General features: G+C 60.6%; 19 protein-coding genes. 18 read left to right on the top strand and 1 reads right to left on the bottom strand.

What is annotated here, in order from left to right:
* The first annotated feature begins 98 nt into the window (after positions 1-98).
* The 6 genes from DW892_RS01110 to rpsJ all read left to right on the top strand — a co-directional run bounded on the left by DW892_RS01110 (position 99) and on the right by rpsJ (position 5,628).
* The gene (locus tag DW892_RS01110; RefSeq protein ID WP_187364957.1) at positions 99-617 is read left to right on the top strand and encodes an RNA polymerase sigma factor; all 519 of its coding nucleotides are present in this window, start codon (positions 99-101) and stop codon (positions 615-617) included.
* The gene (locus tag DW892_RS01105; RefSeq protein WP_117765072.1) at positions 568-1,644 is read left to right on the top strand and encodes a DUF4179 domain-containing protein; all 1,077 of its coding nucleotides are present in this window, start codon (positions 568-570) and stop codon (positions 1,642-1,644) included. The genes DW892_RS01110 and DW892_RS01105 overlap by 50 nt, the downstream gene beginning before the upstream one ends.
* Positions 1,645-2,214: 570 nt before the next feature.
* Positions 2,215-2,592, top strand: coding sequence for a 30S ribosomal protein S12 (gene rpsL / locus DW892_RS01100; RefSeq protein ID WP_006235012.1), 378 nt, complete (start codon positions 2,215-2,217; stop codon positions 2,590-2,592).
* A gap of 74 nt (positions 2,593-2,666) precedes the next feature.
* Positions 2,667-3,140: a 30S ribosomal protein S7 gene (gene rpsG / locus DW892_RS01095; protein WP_006235013.1), complete on the top strand. Its 474-nt coding sequence runs from the start codon at positions 2,667-2,669 to the stop codon at positions 3,138-3,140.
* Positions 3,141-3,159: 19 nt separating this feature from the next.
* Entirely contained in the window at positions 3,160-5,259 is a 2,100-nt protein-coding gene (gene fusA / locus DW892_RS01090) for an elongation factor G (RefSeq protein ID WP_022094183.1), read from the top strand.
* A gap of 60 nt (positions 5,260-5,319) precedes the next feature.
* A complete protein-coding gene (rpsJ, locus tag DW892_RS01085; protein ID WP_022094184.1) occupies positions 5,320-5,628 on the top strand; it encodes a 30S ribosomal protein S10 in 309 nt (102 codons plus the stop codon).
* Positions 5,629-5,744: 116 nt separating this feature from the next.
* On the opposite strand, the gene DW892_RS01080 is transcribed toward rpsJ, so the two are convergent.
* A complete protein-coding gene (locus DW892_RS01080) occupies positions 5,745-6,521 on the bottom strand; it encodes a biotin--[acetyl-CoA-carboxylase] ligase (protein WP_117765070.1) in 777 nt (258 codons plus the stop codon).
* Between the two features lie 174 nt (positions 6,522-6,695).
* Between DW892_RS01080 and DW892_RS01075 the strand changes: the two genes are divergently transcribed.
* The 12 genes from DW892_RS01075 (at position 6,696) to DW892_RS01020 (ending at position 18,433) form a co-directional block, all read left to right on the top strand.
* Positions 6,696-7,655, top strand: a complete 960-nt coding sequence (locus DW892_RS01075) for a 3-oxoacyl-ACP synthase III family protein (protein ID WP_117765068.1) — start codon at positions 6,696-6,698, stop codon at positions 7,653-7,655.
* 52 nt (positions 7,656-7,707) lie between these two features.
* A complete protein-coding gene (locus tag DW892_RS01070; RefSeq protein ID WP_006235019.1) occupies positions 7,708-7,944 on the top strand; it encodes an acyl carrier protein in 237 nt (78 codons plus the stop codon).
* 2 nt (positions 7,945-7,946) lie between these two features.
* Entirely contained in the window at positions 7,947-8,891 is a 945-nt protein-coding gene (fabK, locus tag DW892_RS01065) for an enoyl-[acyl-carrier-protein] reductase FabK (RefSeq protein WP_117563768.1), read from the top strand.
* Positions 8,879-9,805: an ACP S-malonyltransferase gene (locus tag DW892_RS01060; RefSeq protein WP_117765066.1), complete on the top strand. Its 927-nt coding sequence runs from the start codon at positions 8,879-8,881 to the stop codon at positions 9,803-9,805. Before fabK ends, DW892_RS01060 begins: the two co-directional genes overlap by 13 nt.
* Positions 9,806-9,835: 30 nt before the next feature.
* A complete protein-coding gene (gene fabG, locus DW892_RS01055; RefSeq protein WP_117765064.1) occupies positions 9,836-10,609 on the top strand; it encodes a 3-oxoacyl-[acyl-carrier-protein] reductase in 774 nt (257 codons plus the stop codon).
* A gap of 36 nt (positions 10,610-10,645) precedes the next feature.
* Entirely contained in the window at positions 10,646-11,896 is a 1,251-nt protein-coding gene (gene fabF / locus DW892_RS01050; RefSeq protein ID WP_233545130.1) for a beta-ketoacyl-ACP synthase II, read from the top strand.
* Positions 11,897-11,899: 3 nt separating this feature from the next.
* Positions 11,900-12,376, top strand: a complete 477-nt coding sequence (accB, locus tag DW892_RS01045) for an acetyl-CoA carboxylase biotin carboxyl carrier protein (RefSeq protein WP_117765060.1) — start codon at positions 11,900-11,902, stop codon at positions 12,374-12,376.
* A 9-nt stretch (positions 12,377-12,385) separates the two neighbouring features.
* On the top strand, positions 12,386-12,808 hold the full coding sequence (gene fabZ / locus DW892_RS01040; RefSeq protein WP_099432064.1) for a 3-hydroxyacyl-ACP dehydratase FabZ: 423 nt from the start codon (positions 12,386-12,388) through the stop codon (positions 12,806-12,808).
* A gap of 10 nt (positions 12,809-12,818) precedes the next feature.
* Positions 12,819-14,162: an acetyl/propionyl/methylcrotonyl-CoA carboxylase subunit alpha gene (locus tag DW892_RS01035; RefSeq protein ID WP_117765058.1), complete on the top strand. Its 1,344-nt coding sequence runs from the start codon at positions 12,819-12,821 to the stop codon at positions 14,160-14,162.
* Positions 14,149-15,873 (top strand): acetyl-CoA carboxylase, carboxyltransferase subunit beta, encoded by a 1,725-nt coding sequence (accD, locus tag DW892_RS01030; protein WP_117765056.1) that lies wholly within the window; start codon positions 14,149-14,151, stop codon positions 15,871-15,873. The genes DW892_RS01035 and accD overlap by 14 nt, the downstream gene beginning before the upstream one ends.
* A 40-nt stretch (positions 15,874-15,913) precedes the next feature.
* Positions 15,914-17,128 carry a PTS transporter subunit EIIC gene (locus DW892_RS01025; protein WP_147349827.1) on the top strand — a complete coding sequence of 405 codons (1,215 nt, stop codon included), beginning with the start codon at positions 15,914-15,916 and terminating at the stop codon, positions 17,126-17,128.
* 150 nt (positions 17,129-17,278) lie between these two features.
* On the top strand, positions 17,279-18,433 hold the full coding sequence (locus tag DW892_RS01020) for a cation diffusion facilitator family transporter (protein WP_233546740.1): 1,155 nt from the start codon (positions 17,279-17,281) through the stop codon (positions 18,431-18,433).
* The last annotated feature ends 37 nt before the right edge of the window (positions 18,434-18,470 follow it).

The raw sequence follows: 18,470 nt of genomic DNA, 5'->3' as shown, positions 1-18,470 counted from the left end.
TAGGTTTTTCCTGCTTGAATTTGAAACATTTCGTCCGGCCAGAGCGTATCTATGGTGAGGGCCTCATCGAGAACCATTAATGTCACCGGGAGGTGATTATGGAAGAACAAGCTTTTAGACAGGCGGTCGAAGACCACCGGGATGTCGTGTTTCGGATCGCATTGACGTATCTGCGTGATCGCGCTGACGCCGACGATGTCGCTCAAGACGTCTTTCTTAAGTTGCTCAAAAGCGACGCGCAATTTGAAAACTGGGAGCATCTTCGTCGATGGCTTATCCGGGTCACGATCAATGAATGTAAATCTCTCTTTCGAAAGCCGTGGAGGCGCGTGGAGGATATTGAGAATCTGGCCGATTCGCTTTCGACGGCGCAGGAGGAGACCAAGGCGGTCCTGTCAGACGTTATGCGACTTCCGGAGCGATTCCGTATTCCTATCGTGCTCTATTACTATCTGGGCTTCTCGACTTCAGAAATTGCCGAGTTACTGCATGTGCCAGCCGCGACCGTTCGAACGCGTTTAGCTCGCGGCAGATCGAAGCTCAAGTTCATCCTAGAGGAGGGCGACCGTGAAATCCAACCAGATCAAGCAGGCCTTCGAGTCCGTCCAAGCCGATAGCGATCTTGCTGACCGTGTTCTTTATGCCGCTGCTGGCGAGCCGCTTCGCCGAAAGGGTCACGCGAAGCCTCTGTATGTTGCCGTAATCGGATGTCTTGCCGGAGTGCTGGCGACCGGAGGGGTCGCCTACGCTGTTGTCAATTCCAGTTATTTTGCCTCTGCCTGGGGAAACCATGGCAACGGAGAGTCCGTTACCTGGACAAATGGCGGCTCGTCGGGGACGAAATATACCTACACCAGAGAGTTTGGTGGTGGTATCGCGCCCCAAAGCCTGGAGGGTGCAGTCCAGAAGGTCAATCTGTCCGTCGAGGGCAACGGCTATACGCTCGACATTCATGAGATGGCAATCGACGAGAACGGTTGCGGTGCTGTGACGTTTACATTGTCCAATCCGAATGGCGTTAACTACTACAAGCCGGCGGCAGAGCTTGGCGAACTTGTTCTCTATGGTGAAGAAGAAGGGGGCGTCAGTACACCCAGCATGAACTTCGGCGAGGAATGGGCTGATACACGCTGCACCATTGATAAAGACACATCAAGCGACACGGTCATTAACGGCACGATGTACTTTGCATCTTGGAATCGCGATCGAGATTTACGACATGCGGTCACCTGGAATATCAGTTGGACGGAGGGCAAAGGTGAGGATGCGAAGGTGATCGAGGTATCGACGCCAGAGTTTAACGTCGGAGCGCACGTCGATACAAAGGAGCTCCGCTCCGACGACTCGCCTCTCGAGATCAGCCCGTTTTCCATCCAGACGCACATCGATGATCTGGGCTATGAAGCAGTTGATCATAAACTGACCGTCAGCTACAAGGATGGATCGGAGCAGATTATCGAAGATGACGACGCAGGGGCGTACAATTTCTATGTTTCGATGGCACGCAATAGCGGAGAGAACATTTGGGTGCCAACGAAGTTGATTGATGTCGATCAAGTGGTCTCGGTAACCCTCGAGGGCGCGAGGTACACATCAACGGGGGAGACCGAAACGAAAGTACCCTTTACCATCGTCTATTCGTAAGGTCTAGGCCGCTTCCCAAGAGGGAAAGCGGCCTATTTTGCGTTATATGGACGGTTAGATTGAACGCTATTTGTCTGATTCTCGGAAGAACGTGGCAAATGGATGCGGATCACCGTGAAGAGCGGCGTTTTCCCAGATAAAACCGACCAAAATAAACCTGTCCCTTTTTGGCAGGTATAGACTTGCCCCCTTTTTAGTAGAGAACGTTGCCCCGACGAGCACGTCGGATCCCCGGCCCGGGCGGCACAGGGGTTAAGTTTGTCGCGAGTTCCGCACGAGCCGGAGGCCACTTAATGTGGCCTCCGTGCGAGCCAGGACTGTAGAGCAGCAAACTTAACCCCTGTGCCGCCCGGGCCGGGGATCCGCCCCCGCGCACAGGAGGGGATTCCTTTTGTGTAGGCTTTGCGGAAATGTGCCAATTTTGGGATACGCCCGGCGGCGTGGTCTGTTGACGGCACAGCTAACGCCACGTATCCTATCGAACTGCGTGTTTCGTAGGGGGATGCTGACCCCTCGATTCAAGCCGTTGCACTTTACAGAAAGCTGGAATCATTCGAGAAGGAGTACGCTTTGCCTACTATTAACCAGCTGGTTCGCCAGGGCCGTCGTTCCGTGCCCAAGAAGTCCAAGAACGCTGCTCTGCAGCACAACTCCCAGAAGCGCGGCGTGTGCACCCGCGTCTTCACCACGAGCCCCAAGAAGCCGAACTCGGCTCTTCGTAAGGTTGCCCGTGTTCGCCTTGTCAACGGCATCGAAGTTACTGCTTACATCCCGGGTGAGGGCCACAACCTGCAGGAGCACTCCATCGTGCTCGTCCGCGGCGGTCGTGTCCGTGACCTCCCTGGTGTCCGTTATCACGTCATCCGTGGCGCCTACGACGCTGCTCCGGTCCAGAACCGTATGCAGGCCCGTTCCAAGTACGGTGCTAAGCGCCCTAAGGCTAAATAAGCCAGATAACGTTTTGATACTTTCGCCGTGTGCCGTCTTGAGCGCCGCACGGTAGACACTTAAGGAGATTTCACATGCCGCGTCGTGCAGCAGCTAATCGTCGTGAGGTTCAGCCTGACGCCGTTTACAACAACCGCCTGGTGACTCAGCTCATCAACAAGGTCCTTCTTGACGGCAAGAAGGCCACCGCTGAGCGCATCGTTTACACCGCTTTCGAGATCGTTGCCGAGAAGTCCGAGGGTGGCGACGCTCTCGCTACCTTCAAGAAGGCTATGGACAACGTCAAGCCCACGCTCGAGGTTAAGCCCAAGCGTGTCGGTGGCGCTACCTATCAGGTCCCGATGGAGGTCAACTCCCGTCGTTCCACCGCTCTGGGTATCCGCTGGATCGTCAACTTCTCCCGCGCTCGCAAGGAGAAGACCATGGCCGAGCGTCTCGCCAACGAGATCCTCGACGCCTCCAACGGCCTGGGCGCTTCCGTCAAGAAGCGTGAGGACGTCTTCAAGATGGCCGAGGCCAACCGCGCGTTCTCTCACTATCGTTGGTAAGTTAAGGTAAGGAACTAACATGGCTAAGCCTAAGTACAAGCTTTCCGATACCCGTAACATCGGCATCATGGCCCACATCGATGCCGGTAAGACCACCACGACCGAGCGTATTCTTTACTACACCGGTAAGACCCACAAGATCGGTGAGGTCCATGAGGGCGCTGCTACCATGGACTGGATGGTTCAGGAGCAGGAGCGCGGCGTAACCATTACCTCCGCTGCTACCACGTGCTTCTGGAACAAGGACGGTAAGGACTACCGCATCCAGATCATCGACACCCCGGGCCACGTTGACTTCACCGCCGAGGTCGAGCGCTGCCTGCGCGTCCTCGATGGCGCTGTCGCCGTCTTCGACGCCGTTGCCGGCGTTCAGCCCCAGTCTGAGACCGTTTGGCGTCAGGCTTCTACCTTCAACGTCCCCCGCATCGCCTTCATCAACAAGTATGACCGCGTGGGCGCTGACTTCTTCAACGCTATCGAGACCATGAAGGATCGTCTCGACGCCAACGCCGTGGCCGCTCAGGTCCCGATGGGCGCCGAGGACAACTTCTGGGGCGTCATCGACCTGGTCACCATGACTGCATGGGACTTCAAGGCCGACGAGAAGGGCATGACCTACCCCGAGCCGATGGACGAGATCCCGGCTGAGTTTGCCGACATCGCTGCCACCAAGCGCGAGGAGCTCCTCGACGCTGCTGCCAGCTTTGACGACGAGCTCATGGAGAAGATCCTCATGGAGGAGGACTTCACCGTCGAGGAGCTCAAGGCTGCTCTGCGCAAGGGCGTTCTGGCCAACGAGCTCAACCTCGTCTTCGTGGGTTCCGCCTACAAGAACAAGGGCGTTCAGGAGCTGCTCGACGCTGTCGTCGACTACCTGCCCAGCCCGCTTGACGTCGAGGCCGTCACCGGTACCGATCCGGACACCGGCGAGGAGATTCAGCGTCATCCTTCCTTCGACGAGCCCTTCTCCGGCCTGGTCTTCAAGATCATGACCGACCCGTTCGTCGGTAAGCTCACCTACGTCCGCGTTTACTCCGGCCGCGCCGAGTCCGGCTCCTACGTTGTCAACGCTTCCAACGGTCAGCGCGAGCGCCTCGGCCGCATCCTCGAGATGAACGCCGCCGAGCGTATCGACCGTGACGACGCTGCCGCCGGCGACATCGTCGCTTGCGTCGGCTTCAAGAACTCCACCACCGGTGACACCCTGTGCGCCGAGGGCAAGGAGATCGTCCTCGAGAAGATCGAGTTCGCTAAGCCCGTTATTGACGTTGCCATCGAGCCCAAGACCAAGGCCGAGCAGGACAAGATGTCCCTGGCTCTGACCAAGCTCGCCGAGGAGGACCCGACCTTCCAGGTGTCCACCAACCACGAGACCGGCCAGACCATCATCGCCGGCATGGGCGAGCTGCACCTCGAGATCATCGTCGACCGTCTGCTCCGCGAGTTCAAGGTTGACGCTAACGTCGGTAAGCCCCAGGTTGCCTACCGCGAGACCGCTGGTCACGACGTCGAGAAGGCTGAGGGCAAGTTCGTCCGTCAGTCCGGCGGTCGCGGTCAGTACGGCCACGCCGTCATCAAGCTCGAGAAGATGGAGGAGGGCTTCGGCTACGAGTTCGTCAACGCTATCGTCGGCGGCGTCGTGCCTAAGGAGTACATCCCGTCCATCGACAAGGGCATCCAGGAGGCCCTGAACACCGGTGTTATCGCCGGCTTCCCGGTCCTCGACGTTAAGGTCACCCTGTTCGACGGTTCTTACCACGAGGTCGACTCCTCCGAGGCCGCCTTCAAGATCGCCGGTTCCATGGCTATCAAGGACGCCCTCAAGAAGTCCGACCCGCAGCTGCTCGAGCCGATCATGGCTGTCGAGGTCGAGACCCCCGAGCAGTACATGGGCGACGTTATGGGCAACCTCTCCGGTCGCCGCGGCAAGATCGAGGGCATGGAGGATCGCAAGAACAGCAAGCTCATCCGTGCCAAGGTGCCGCTGGGCGAGATGTTCGGTTACGCTACCGACCTTCGCTCCCAGACCCAGGGCCGTGCATCCTACACGATGCAGTTCGACTCTTATGAGCCCGCGCCCAAGTCCATCGTGGACGAGGTCATGAGCAAGAACGCCTAAGTTCGAGCTCCCTGTTACGTAATCCGCGAGAGCATCTCTCTCACTCTTTGGAGGTTTAAGTTGGCTACCCAGAAGATCCGCATTCGCCTCAAGGGCTATGATCACGAGGTCGTCGATCAGTCCGCGAAGCTCATCGTCGAGACCGCTCAGAAGACCGGCGCTCGCGTTTCCGGTCCTGTCCCCCTGCCCACCGAGCGCAACCTGTACACGGTTATCCGCTCGCCGCACGTGAACAAGGACTCCCGTGAGCAGTTCGAGATGCGCACCCACAAGCGCCTCATCGACATCCTCGACCCCACCTCGGGCACCGTTGATTCGCTTATGCGTCTCGACCTCCCCGCTGGCGTTGACATCGACATCAAGCTCTAAGCGATATCGCTCATAGCTTAAAGGGCCCCGCTGCCGTTACGGTAGCGGGGCCCTTTTGTTTTGCATGATGGGTTTGGATCGCCGGGTAAGGCTGCCGAGCGGCTGGCTGTGGCGACCTACTCACTCAAGGGGCGCAATGACGCTTCCTCAAAATGGAAGGATCGCAAGCCGTCTTTTGTTTCGATGCACGCACGACCAAAGCCATCGACCGTTTTAAAGATGCCTCGCGCCAGCTCGTCACCGGCAGGGGAGCGGGCGATAACGTGCTTTCCAATCCAATTGAGGTGAGCGACATATTCGCCGTGGACGGGCGCGAGCGGTCCGGTGTTTTCTTCCATGGCGTTGAGGCGTTCTGCCCAGGCATCTATAGCGTCTATAACTGCGTGATAGACCTCATCGAGGAGCATGTCGACAGTTGGAACGTTCTCGTTAAGGTCCGAGAGACCGATTGCCGGCAGGCCGCCATCGGGCACCTCTTGGGGCGCATAGTTCACATTGACACCAATGCCACAGACGGCGAAAGGTTTGCCTTCGTTATCGCGTGCGGCCTCGACCAGAATGCCGCCGAGTTTGCGTCCACGCGCGACCAGGTCGTTGGGCCATTTGAGGCCAATCTCGTTTGCAAGACCCTGTTTTTCGAGCGCCTCGAGCACCGCTAGGCCGCTGACGGCAGCAAGACCAGAGTACTTCGCAGGATTAACGCATGGACGCAGGACAATCGAAAGCAATAGGTTGCCGGCGGTTGAATCCCACTTGTGGCCGCGCCGGCCGCGTCCTGCTGTCTGAGCCCGGGCGGCAAGTCCTGTGCCGTGCGGCGCTCCCTGTTTTCCTGCTTCGAGCAGGTCATCGTTGGTCGATCCGGTTACGTCGACTATCGTTAATTTGGCATCCATAACGGCTGCTACCTCCTTAATGAATAAGTGAATAACGCAATAGTGTCGAGAGAGACACAATGTGAAGCCTTTGTCGCATTTGGACAATTTAATGTTAACACGTTAACAACGACTGAAATGCGCTATCCTCTCTTGGTCGATGTAAACACGTCAACAACTCAAAGGAGGTTAGTGATGGGTTTCACGATTCTTGGAACAGGCTCGGCGCTTCCTAAGCGCAGTGTTTCCAATGACGAGCTGCCCGAGTTCCTCGATACCTCGGATGAGTGGATTTTTACCCGCACAGGTATTAAGAGTCGCCACGTCTGCACCACCGAGTCACTTGACGACCTTGCCGTAGCGGCGAGCGAGCGGGCACTTCAGGTGTCCGGAATCGACGCGAGCCAGTTGGATCTGATCGTCTGCTCGACGACGACGGGTGACCACCTTGTTCCCGCCGAGGCGTGTGCCGTTGCTGAGCGACTGGGCGCGACGTGCCCTGCCTTCGATGTCTCGGCTGCCTGCGCCGGCTTCGTATTTGCGCTCGATGTTGCCGAGGGCTATATCGCTCGAGGACGAGCCAAGCATGTGCTTGTCGTTGCCGCCGAGCAGATGACGCGCGCGCTCGACTGGACCGACCGCGCCACCTGTGTGCTCTTTGGCGATGGGGCAGGCGCCGCGGTGATTGAGGCTGGGGGAGACAGCCCCCTTGCCGTTGAGCTTTCGACGGCGCCCGACGTCGAGACGTTGTGCGTTCCCGGTCTGGTCGGCACCTCGCCGTTTAAGGCCTCCGCAGATAGCGAGAGCGTGCTGTCCATGAATGGCCGCCGCGTGTTCAAGTTCGGCGTCAACGCGATTTGCGACACGGTCCATAAGCTTGCGAGCGATGCGGGCATTTCGGTCGAGGACATCGACCATTTTGTATTCCATCAGGCTAACGAACGAATCCTGAGTCAGGCGGTCAAGCGCCTCGGTGTGCCAGACAAGCGCGTGGTTCGAACGCTGCGCGAGACCGGCAACATTTCGAGCGCATGCATTCCGCTTGCCCTCGACCGGCTGGCAAACGCCGGTGCACTTCACACGGGCGACACCATCACCCTCGTTGGATTTGGCGCCGGTCTGGATATAGGTGGCTATCTACTTCGTTGGAAGTAGTCGCACATAGGAAATAAAAACGCCCCTAGGGCACAAACAAAGGAGAACTACCATGGCAGATCAGAAGACCTTCGAGCGCGTTTGCGATGTTATCCGCGAGACCGCCGGTCTTGACGACGTCGAGATGAAGCCCGAGTCCACGCTCGAGGAGATTGGTCTCGACAGTCTGGGCACCGTCGAGATCCTCGTCGCCGTTGAGGACGAGTTTGGCATCCAGCTCGATACCGAGGAGAACCCCAAGACGGTCGGCGAGTTCGCCGATACGGTCGAGGCGGCATTGGAGAAGTAGAGATGCTCAAGACTCCTCTCTGCGATCTGCTCGGCATCGAAAAGCCCGTGTTCCAGGGCGGTATGGCCTGGATCGCCGACGCCTCGCTGGCGTCGGCAGTGTCCGAGGCGGGCGGCTTAGGGATTATCGCGGCCATGAACGCCGACGCCAACTGGCTGCGCGACCAGATTCATGAGCTGCGCGCCAGGACGGATAAGCCCTTTGGCGTCAACGTCATGCTCATGAGCCCGTTTGCCGACGAGGTCGCGCGGGTCGTGATTGACGAGCGGGTGCCGGTCGTCGTGACGGGTGCCGGCAATCCCACCAAGTACATGAAGGCGTGGAACGAGGCGGGCATCAAGGTCATCCCGGTCGTTGCCTCGGTGGCGCTGGCGCGCCTCGTGGCGCGTCGTGGAGCCACTGCCGTGGTTGCCGAGGGTACCGAATCAGGCGGCCATATTGGCGAGACCTCGACGATGGCACTGGTGCCGCAGGTTGTCGATGCGGTCGATATTCCCGTGGTTGCGGCTGGCGGTATCGCTGATGGCCGCGGCGTGGCGGCCGCCTTTATGCTGGGCGCCGCCGGCGTGCAGGTGGGTACGCGCTTTCTGATCGCAGATGAGTGCACCGTATCGGAGCAGTACAAGGAGATGGTCCTGAAGGCCAACGACACCTCGACGCGTGCGACCGGCCGCTCGACGGGACACCCGGTGCGTGCCCTCAAGAGCCCCTTCACCAACGCCTACGCCAAGAGCGAGGCGGCGGGCGTAAGCGTCGAGGAGCTCGGGGCCATGGGCACGGGCGCCCTTCGCAAGGCCGCCAAGGACGGCAATTACGAAGAGGGCTCGTTTTTGTGTGGACAGATTGCCGGCATGGTCAACGAGCGCCAAAGCGCACGTGAAATCGTTGACGACCTGGTCGATGGCGCCGAGCACGTCCTGAAGGGTGCGTGCGCATGGGTGGCGTAGCGTTTCTGTTTGCCGGCCAGGGCGCCCAGCACCCCGCGATGGGCGTCGACCTGATCGAGGCATCGCCGGCGGCCGCCGAGGTGTTCGCCATTGCCGACGAGGTGCGCCCGGGGACCAGTGAGCAGTGCCGAAGCGCCTCCAAGGAGGAGCTCTCGCAGACCGAGAACACGCAGCCGTGCGTGTTCGTTCACGATCTGGCAGCGGCTGCCGCCCTGCGTGAGCGCGGCGTGGTACCTGCCGCCTGTGCGGGTTTTTCGCTTGGCGAGGTCGCCGCGCTCACCTTTGCGGGGGCGTTCGATACGCGAGCGGGCTTTGAGCTCGTGTGCGAGCGCGCGGCGCTGATGGCCGCGGCTGCCGAGCGCCATCCGGGCGGCATGCGCGCCGTCATCAAGCTCGATGCGGCGCAAGTCGAGAACCTGGCAAAACAGGCCGGCGAGGACTGCTGGCCGGTCAACTACAACAGTCCGCAGCAGACGGTTGTTGCCGGACCGCCCGAGGCGCTGCAGGAGCTCGACGTCCTAGTAAAAGAGGCTGGCGGCCGCGCTATGAAAGTCGCGGTGTCGGGCGCATTTCATAGCCCCTATATGGCCGAGGCGACTGAGGGGCTGGCGACGTATATCCAAGCCGGCCACGCGCCGTCACCGCTGCTGATTCCGGTCATGGCAAACATGACGGCGGCGCCCTATCCGGCGGACCCGCGAGCGGCATCGGATGTCTTGGCCAATCAGGTGAGTCATGCCGTTCGTTGGGTCGACACGCTGCATGCTCTGCAGAATCAGGGCATCGACACGTTTATTGAGGTCGGCCCTGGCAAAACGCTGTCGGGCCTGGCCAAGCGTACGCTGAGCGACGTTCGCGTGTATTCGTGCGAAACGGCCGAGCAGGTCGCAGCTATTGCCGACGAGCTCGCATAGTCCACAGGGCTGTAACCCGAAAGGAATGACATGGGCAACTTGAACAACGGCGCGCTCGAGCGCAACGACTCACGTCGCGTGGCACTGGTCACGGGCGGCTCGCGGGGTATCGGCCGCGCCTGCGCTGTCGGTCTGGCGGAGGACGGCTTTGATATCGCCGTCGTCTATGCCGGCAGCGTCGATGCGGCGCGCGAGACGTGCGAAGCCTGTGAGGCGGTTGGCGCCACGGCACGCGCATATCAATGCGACGTGGCCGATCCCGCTGCCGTCAACGCGTGTGTGGAAGCGGTCCTCAACGACTTTGGTTCCATTTGGGCGCTCGTCAACAATGCCGGCATCACCCGCGATGGCCTGCTCATGCGCATGGGCGATGACGCATTCGATCGCGTGCTCGATGTCAATCTCAAGGGAACATTCAATATGACGCGCGCGTTCACCAAGACCTTTATGCGCCAGCGCGGCGGTTGCGTCGTCAACATGAGCTCGGTCGTGGGCCTGATGGGCAATGCCGGGCAAGCCAACTACGCTGCTTCCAAGGCGGGCGTGATAGGGCTTACCAAGGCGGTGGCGCGCGAGCTTGCGCCTCGTGGCGTACGAGCGAACGCGGTCGCCCCCGGGTTTGTCGAGACAGATATGACGGCAAAGCTCTCGGAGAAGGTGCGTACGGCAACCGAGGAACAGATTCCCCTTAAGCGCATGGCACGCCCCGAGGAAGTGGCCGGCGTGGTGCGCTTTTTAGCGAGTGATGCGGCTGCCTACATTACGGGCGAGGTCGTGCGCGTCGACGGCGGAATGGCGATGTAGAAACCAGGGCCGAAGAACGGCTTGGATGAGGAGACCATGATGGAACAGAGAGTTGCAATCACCGGCATCGGTGCCGTATCGCCGCTCGGCAACACCGCGCTTGCCACCTGGGCGGCCATGTGCGCCGGGACCTGTGGCATCGGCCCGATCACGCACTTCGATACCGATGCGTTTACCGTCAAGGTGGCGGCCGAAGTCAAGGGCTTTGACGGCAACGAGTACTTTGGCAAGCGTGACGCCAAGCATCTCGATCCCTGCGTTCAGTTTGCGCTGGTGGCTTCGGACGAGGCCATGCACGATGCGGGCTTTGATGCCGAAGGCGCCATCGATCGCGAGCGCCTGGGCGTTTACGTGGGGTCGGGCGTGGGCGGCATGCAGACGCTCGTCGACAACGTCCATACGATTGCCGACCGTGGGCCCCGCCGCGCATCGCCTTACATGATCGCGATGATGATCCCCAACATGGCATCGGGCAATATCGCAATCCGTCACAAGGCAAAGGGACCGACCCTGCCAGTCGTGACTGCGTGCGCGACCTCGGCCCATGCGGTGGGCGAGGCGTTCCGTGCTATCAAGCACGGCTATGCCGACGCGATCCTCGCGGGCGGTGCCGAGGCGGCCATTATCCCCGATGCTGTTGCAGGCTTTACGTCCTGCCGCGCATTGACCACCAACCCCGATCCCGCGACGGCCTGCCGCCCGTTCGATGCAGACCGCGACGGCTTTGTGATGGGCGAGGGCGCCTGCGTGCTCGTGCTCGAGAGCATGGAACATGCGCAGGCGCGCGGTGCGCACATTTATGCCGAGGTCGTGGGCTACGGCAACACCGATGATGCCTATCACATCACGAGCCCCGATCCCGAGGCTGCCGGCATTGCCCGCGCGATATCGCTGGCGGTGGCCGAGGGCGACGTCAAGCCTTCCGAGGGTCTCTATATCAATGCCCACGGCACATCGACCAAGCTCAACGATTCGTCCGAGACGGCGGGCATTAAGCGTGCGCTCGGCGAGGACGCGGCGCGCGCCGCGCATGTCTCGTCGACTAAGTCGATGACCGGCCACATGATCGGTGCCACGGGTGCCATCGAGGTCATGGCCTGCGCCATGGCGCTCGAGCAGGGCGTGGTGCCGCCGACCATTAACTACCACACACCCGATCCCGCCTGCGATCTTGACTACACGCCCAATCGCGCGGTTCGCGCCGACCTTACCTGGGCGCTTTCGACCAACCTGGGCTTTGGCGGGCACAACGCCGCCATCGCGCTGCGTAGATATACGAGGAGCTAGAGCATGGATTCCAAAAGACTTGCCGAGATAGCCGATGTTATGGAGGACCGCGGCCTCACGCGCGTACGCGTTGAGGAGCCCGATGGCACCGCGGTCGAACTCGAGCGCGCGAGCGCCGCGCAGCCTGTTGCCGTGCCCATGCCTATGCCGGGTGCCGTGACTGCTCCGGCGGTGGCTCCTGTCGCCATGCCTGCCGCCGCACCGGAGCCCGCCGCGCAGGCGCCTGCCGCCGCACCGGAGCCCAAGGGCACCGAGGTGACCGCTCCCATGGTCGGCGTTTTCTATGCTGCCCCGGCGCCGGGCGACGAGCCGTTTGTGCACGTGGGCTCCAAGGTCAAGGCCGGTGAGACCCTCTGCATCATCGAGGCCATGAAGGTTCTCAACGAGGTGACGGCAGAGGCGGATGGCGAGGTACTCGAGATCTGCGTGGCCGACGGCGACCTCGTGGAGTTTGGCAGCTGCCTCATGAGGATCGGATAGGTGATATCCATGAACAAAGAAGAGCTCAAGAAGCTGTTGCCGCATCGCGAGCCGATGCTTTTGCTCGACGAAGCCGAGCTAGTGGGCGACGAGGCCCACGGCAAGATCACGATTACGGGCGACGAGTACTTTTTGCAGGGGCATTTTCCGGGAAACCCGGTCGTCCCCGGCGTGATCCAGTGCGAGATGCTCGCCCAGAACTGCTGCGTGCTGCTGATGGGCGATGAGGAGGCGCGCGGCGCGACGCCGTTCTACACGAGTCTGGACAAGGTGCGCTTTAAGCGTCCGGTGCGCCCGGGCGACACGGTGGATCTGGTGTGCTCCATCACGCGTGCGCGCGGGCCGTTCCGCTTTGCGACGGGTACTGCGAGCGTCAACGGTGAGGTTTGCTGCCGCGCCGATATGTCCTTTGCACTCATGCACGAAAGTTAAGGAAGGCTTCATGTTCGACAAAGTGCTCATCGCCAACCGCGGCGAGGTCGCGGTCCGTGTTATCCGCGCGTGCCGCGATATGGGCATCAAGACCGTCGCCGTTTATTCCACGGCCGATGCGGACGCGCTGCACGTGCAGCTTGCCGACGAGGCGTATTGCATCGGCGGCCCGCGTCTTGCCGAGAGCTACCTCAACGACGATGCTGTGCTCACCTGTGCCGTGAAGTCGGGGGCAAAGGCAATCCATCCTGGCTACGGTTTCTTTTCCGAGAAGGCGAGCTTCGTGCGCGACTGCGACAAGTATGGCCTGGCGTTTGTCGGTCCTTCGGCCGAGGTGATCGACAGCATGGGCGACAAGGATGCCGCACGTCGAACGGCTGCCGCGGCGGGCGTGCCCATCGTGCCGGGCTGCGATTTGCTCAAAAGCCCCGAGGAGGCGACGGCCGAGGCCGAGCGCATTGGCTGCCCCGTGCTTATTAAGGCGCGTGCAGGTGGCGGCGGTCGCGGCATTCGCAAGGTCGAGCGCGTGGAAGACGCGGCAAAGGCCTTTATTGAAGCACGTGCCGAGGGTGAGGCCGTTTTTGGCGACGGCGAGTGCTACATGGAGAAGTTCGTCGCGCCGGCGCACCACGTCGAAGTGCAGATTATGGCCGATAAGCAGGGCCATGTGTTTTCGCTCGGCGAGCGCGAGTGCTCGGTGCAGCGCCGCAACCAAAAGCTGATCGAGGAGAGCCCCGCACCGTGCCTCGACGGACACGACGACATTCGTGCCCGTATGCACAAGGCGGCGCGTGACCTGGCTCGTGCCGTCGGCTACGAAGGAGCCGGTACCATCGAGTTCCTGTATTCGGACGACGGCAATTTCTACTTTATGGAAATGAACACGCGCTTGCAGGTGGAGCATCCAGTTACGGAGTTTGTGACCGATACCGACTTGGTCAAGTGGCAGCTGCGCGTGGCGGCCGGCCAGCCTTTGCCCTTTGAGCAGGAGGACATGCCGGTCCGCAACCATGCCATGGAGTGCCGCATCAATGCCGAGACGCCGGACTTTCTGCCGTCATGCGGAACGGTCACCGCGTTGCGTGTACCGGGTGGTCCGCGCGTGCGCTGGGATTCGGCCATGTTCACCGGTGCGACAGTTCCGCCGTACTACGACTCCATGCTCGGCAAGCTCATCGTGTGTGCGCCCACGCGTGACGGCGCCATTCGCAAGATGCGCTCGGCCCTGGGCGAGCTCGTGATTGAGGGCGTGAGCGAAAACAGCGAGCTTCAGCTCGACGTGCTGGCAAACGACGAGTTCTTGTCGGGCATGTATCACACCGATCTGATGGGGCATCTCTATGCTGATGAATAGAAAAGCGAAGACGGTCAATGTCCTTGAGGGGCCGATAACCGAGTCGTGCGCCGAGTTTCCCGCGCGCCACGTGTTTATCAAGTGCCCGGAGTGCCGCCGTGTGATCGATGAGGCACGCCTACACGACAACCTCGAGGTCTGCCCTCGTTGCGGCAAACACTTTCGCGTGAGCGGTCGCGCGCGCATGCGCATGACGGTCGACGAGGGCACGTTTGAGGAATGGGATGCCAATCTGGCGTCGGAGGACTTCCTCTCGTTTCCCGGCTATGCCGATAAGCTCAAGGGCGTGAGCGAGCGTTCGGGCGAGCGCGATGCCGTTGTGTGCGGCAGGGGCAAAATCTGCGGTTGCGATACCGCGCTCTTCTTTATGGACGCTAACTTTATGATGGGCTCGATGGGTTCTGTGGTGGGCGAGAAGATCTGTCGCGCATTTGAGCGTGCGACCGAGCTGGGATTGCCAGTTGTCGGCTTTACCGTTTCGGGCGGTGCGCGCATGCAAGAGGGCGTGACCTCGCTTATGCAGATGGCCAAGATTTCTGCGGCGGTTAGGCGCCACAGCGAGGCGGGCGGCCTGTATATCACGGTGCTCACCGACCCCACGACCGGAGGCGTAACCGCGAGCTTTGCCATGGAGGGCGACATTATCCTGGCCGAGCCCGATGCCCTGACGGCATTTGCCGGCCCGCGCGTGATCGAGCAGAACATGCACAAGCGCCTGCCCAAGGGATTCCAGCGCTCCGAGTTTTTGCTGGAGCACGGCTTTTGCGATGCCGTTGTTCCGCGTGGCGAGATTGCGCTCACGGTAGGCGAGCTGCTGGCGCTGCATGAAGGGCGCGCGCCCGGCCTGGGGGCACCGCATGAAATCGTGCATACGGGTCGCCGCGGCAAAAAGCTGGGACACTTGTTTAAGCGCTCGCCCGCACCAAAAACCGCGCTCGAGATTGTCAAGCAGACCCGCTCGGCAGATCGCGCCACGGCGGGTGAGATGATCTCGCTGGGCCTGGATGGATTTGTGGAGCTGCACGGCGACCGTTACTTTGGCGACGACGCCGCTGTGGTGGCTGGCATTGGCTGGAAAGATGGACGCCCCGTAACGGTCATCGCCATTGAGCGCGGCACCACGACCAAAGAGCGTATGCGCCGCAACTTTGGCATGGCGCATCCCGAGGGCTACCGCAAAGCGCGTCGCCTTATGCGCCAGGCCGAAAAGTTTGGTCGACCGGTTCTGTGCCTGGTCGATACTTCGGGCGCGTTTTGCGGTATCGGTGCCGAGGAGCGCGGCCAGGGCGAGGCGATTGCCCAGAATCTCATGGAGATGAGCGGCCTTAAGACACCGATTGTCTCGGTGGTGACGGGTGAAGGCGGCTCTGGTGGCGCGCTGGCGCTGTCCGTGGCCGACCGCATCCTGATGCTCTCGAGCTCGGCCTATTCGGTCGTGAGCCCCGAGGCCTGTGCGTCGATCCTGTGGAAGGATACCGAGCGCGCGAATGAGGCCGCCGAGGCGCTGAAACTCACGGCCCCCGATCTGTTGGCGCTCGGCATCATCGACAGCATTGTCGACGATAGGGGCCTGTCGCATGAGGAGATCGCCGGCGCCGTCATGTCCTCGGCATTTGATGCCTTCGATACGCTTGGGCGGCTCGATGACGCGACCCTCATAAACCTCCGCTACGAAAAGTACCGCGCAATCGGTCAGTACCGCACGATGTGACAAAGGGACAGTCCGCATGTCACATTGGGAAAGGGTTCCTGTGTCACAAGTTTCTAACACCTCGTTTACAACGACGGTCTCATCAAACGCCATGGCCGTGGTGGACTATCTGTCCAAAAGCATGATGTCGGCGCTGCCGTTTATTGTCTGCGCGGCGTTGTTCCGCACCGTCGCCGTCATTATGGGCGAAGGCATGCTGGGCCTATGGTCTGCCGATTCCGAAATCTATCGCCTGTTCTACAGTTGGCTCTATAACGCCGGCTACTACTTTTTGCCCATTTATCTTGGGTGGGCGGCCGCCCGCCAGCTCGGTTGCTCGGAGCAGCTGGGTATGATGCTGGGCGGCGTATTGATTGCGCCCGATCTGCTTAAGCTCGTCGATGCCGCATCGACGATGGGGGCATCGATGACTTCCGTGTATGGCCTGCTTCCCGCGCCGGTCAACGATTACACGACGACTGTTATTCCGGTTCTCATCTCGGTACCCGTGCTTTGGCGAGTGGAGTGTTTCTTTCGGCGCGTTATCCCTAAGGCCGTGGCGTTTTCGTTCGTTCCGTTTGCGACCATGCTCGTTATGGTTCCGGTTTCGCTGTGTATTACGGCGCCGGCGGGCAGCTATCTGGGCATGCTGTTGGGCCAGCTTATGTTTATGCTTGGCAATTCCGGTGGCATCGTATCGCTGCTCACGCTCATGGGGCTTGCCGCGGGCTGGGAGTTCCTTAAGATCGCGGGTGTCAGCAACGTTGTCCTATCGCTCGCCTATGCGCAGTTTATGAGTGTGGGAACGGATTCGTGCATCCTGATCGCCGCGACGATGGCAACGTTCGCCGTTTGGGGCATGCCCTTTGGCGCGTCGCTCCGCGTTGCGGATAAGGACGAGAAGGCGCTCATGCTGGGCTATTCAATCTCGGGCGTGCTTGGCGGCGTAAGCGAGCCGGCGCTGTACGGTTGCGGCTTTAAATACGGCAGGTGCCTGACGTGCATGGCCATTGGTGGTGCCGTCGGAGGCCTTGTTGCGGCCGTGGGCCACGTTACGGCCTATACCATCGGCATGACGAATGTCCTCATGGTCATTGGCTTTGCCACGGGCGGCATCTCGAACCTGCTGTGGTGCTGCGTTGCCGGCGGCACGGCATTTGCGGTGTCTGCGGCGCTGAGCTACTGCTTTGGCGTGGTGCCGGCGAAGGGGCAGGCGACGGGGGACGGAGCCGATTCGCCCGAAACAGTGGCGAGCGCTGCTGAAGTAAGCGCATAAACCTGTGCGACAAAAGGACGATCCCTTTGTCGTGTTCCAAGGCCGCGGCCCGTGTGGGCTGCGGCCTTTTTGTATCTGGGGGACAAAGTGGCTACACTACAATCCGGTCAAGCAATAGATATATAAGTAGTACCGTGGGGGCGGATGCAGATGGTCGAGTGGATTGTTAAGCGCGCGCAGGGCGATCGTGCACGTGTGGGCACGTTAGCGGGCATGGTGTGTATTGTCGCCAATGTGGCGCTTTGTGCTGCAAAGGGTGCCATTGGTGTGGTTTCGGGATCGGTTTCGATTGTGGCGGATGCTATGAACAACCTGTCCGATGCCAGCTCGAATATCGTGAGCGTGCTGGGCTTTAAGCTGGCGAGCAAGCCGGCCGACCCCGAGCATCCTTACGGCCACGGTCGCTACGAGTATCTCTCGGGTCTGGTCGTGGCGGCACTCGTGCTGCTGATTGGCGTTGAGCTGGTGAAGTCCTCGGTCGAGCGCGTCATCCACCCCGAACCTGTCGAGTTCTCGCTTGCCCTGGTGGCAGTTCTCGTGCTTTCGATTATCGTAAAGCTCTGGATGGCGGCCCTCAACCAAAAGCTCGGCGATCGCATTGAGTCCGAGACGCTGCGTGCGACCGCGCAGGATTCCAAGAACGATGTTCTTGCCACGGGCGCCGTACTGGCGTGCGCAATTGTTTCGCAGGTGACGGGCATCAACCTTGACGCTTGGGTCGGCCTTGCCGTTGGTGCCTATATTGGCTGGAGCGGCTTTGAACTCATCCAGGATACGGTGAGCCCGCTTTTGGGCCAGACGCCCGATCCTAAGCTGGTCAAGCATATTCGAGACAAGATCATGAGCTACCCCGGCGTTTTGGGCGTTCACGATCTGATGGTTCACGACTACGGCCCGGGCAGGAAGTTCGCAAGCGCACACGCCGAGATGGCAGCCGAGGCCAGCCCGCTAGAAAGTCACGACACGCTCGATAACATCGAGCAGTCGTTTAGGGACGAAGACGGCATGATTGTCACGCTCCATTACGACCCCATCGTGACCGACGATCCCAAGGTGGCGAGCATGCGCTTGCGCATCAACGCTATGGCTCAAGAGATCGATAGCCGCCTTTCGATTCATGACCTACGCTGTGTGCCGGGTCCTACGCACACCAACGTGATCTTTGACTGCGTGCGTCCCTCGGATCTGCAGATGAGTGCCGAAGACGTAAAGCACGCGCTGGCACAACGGGTCGAATCGGAATATCCCAAGTCGATTGCCAAGATTACGATCGACGAAGACTACGTAGGGCATACCCACGAGTAAGGCTGTGCCGGCAAAGCAGGTTATGCAGAAGGGGAGA

The sequence above is a fragment of the Collinsella sp. AM40-7AC genome (assembly GCF_003468125.1).
Taxonomy (GTDB): Bacteria; Actinomycetota; Coriobacteriia; order Coriobacteriales; family Coriobacteriaceae; genus Collinsella; species Collinsella aerofaciens_O.
Note: the sequence above shows the minus strand (reverse complement) of the source record. Positions and strands in the feature narration are given on the sequence as shown.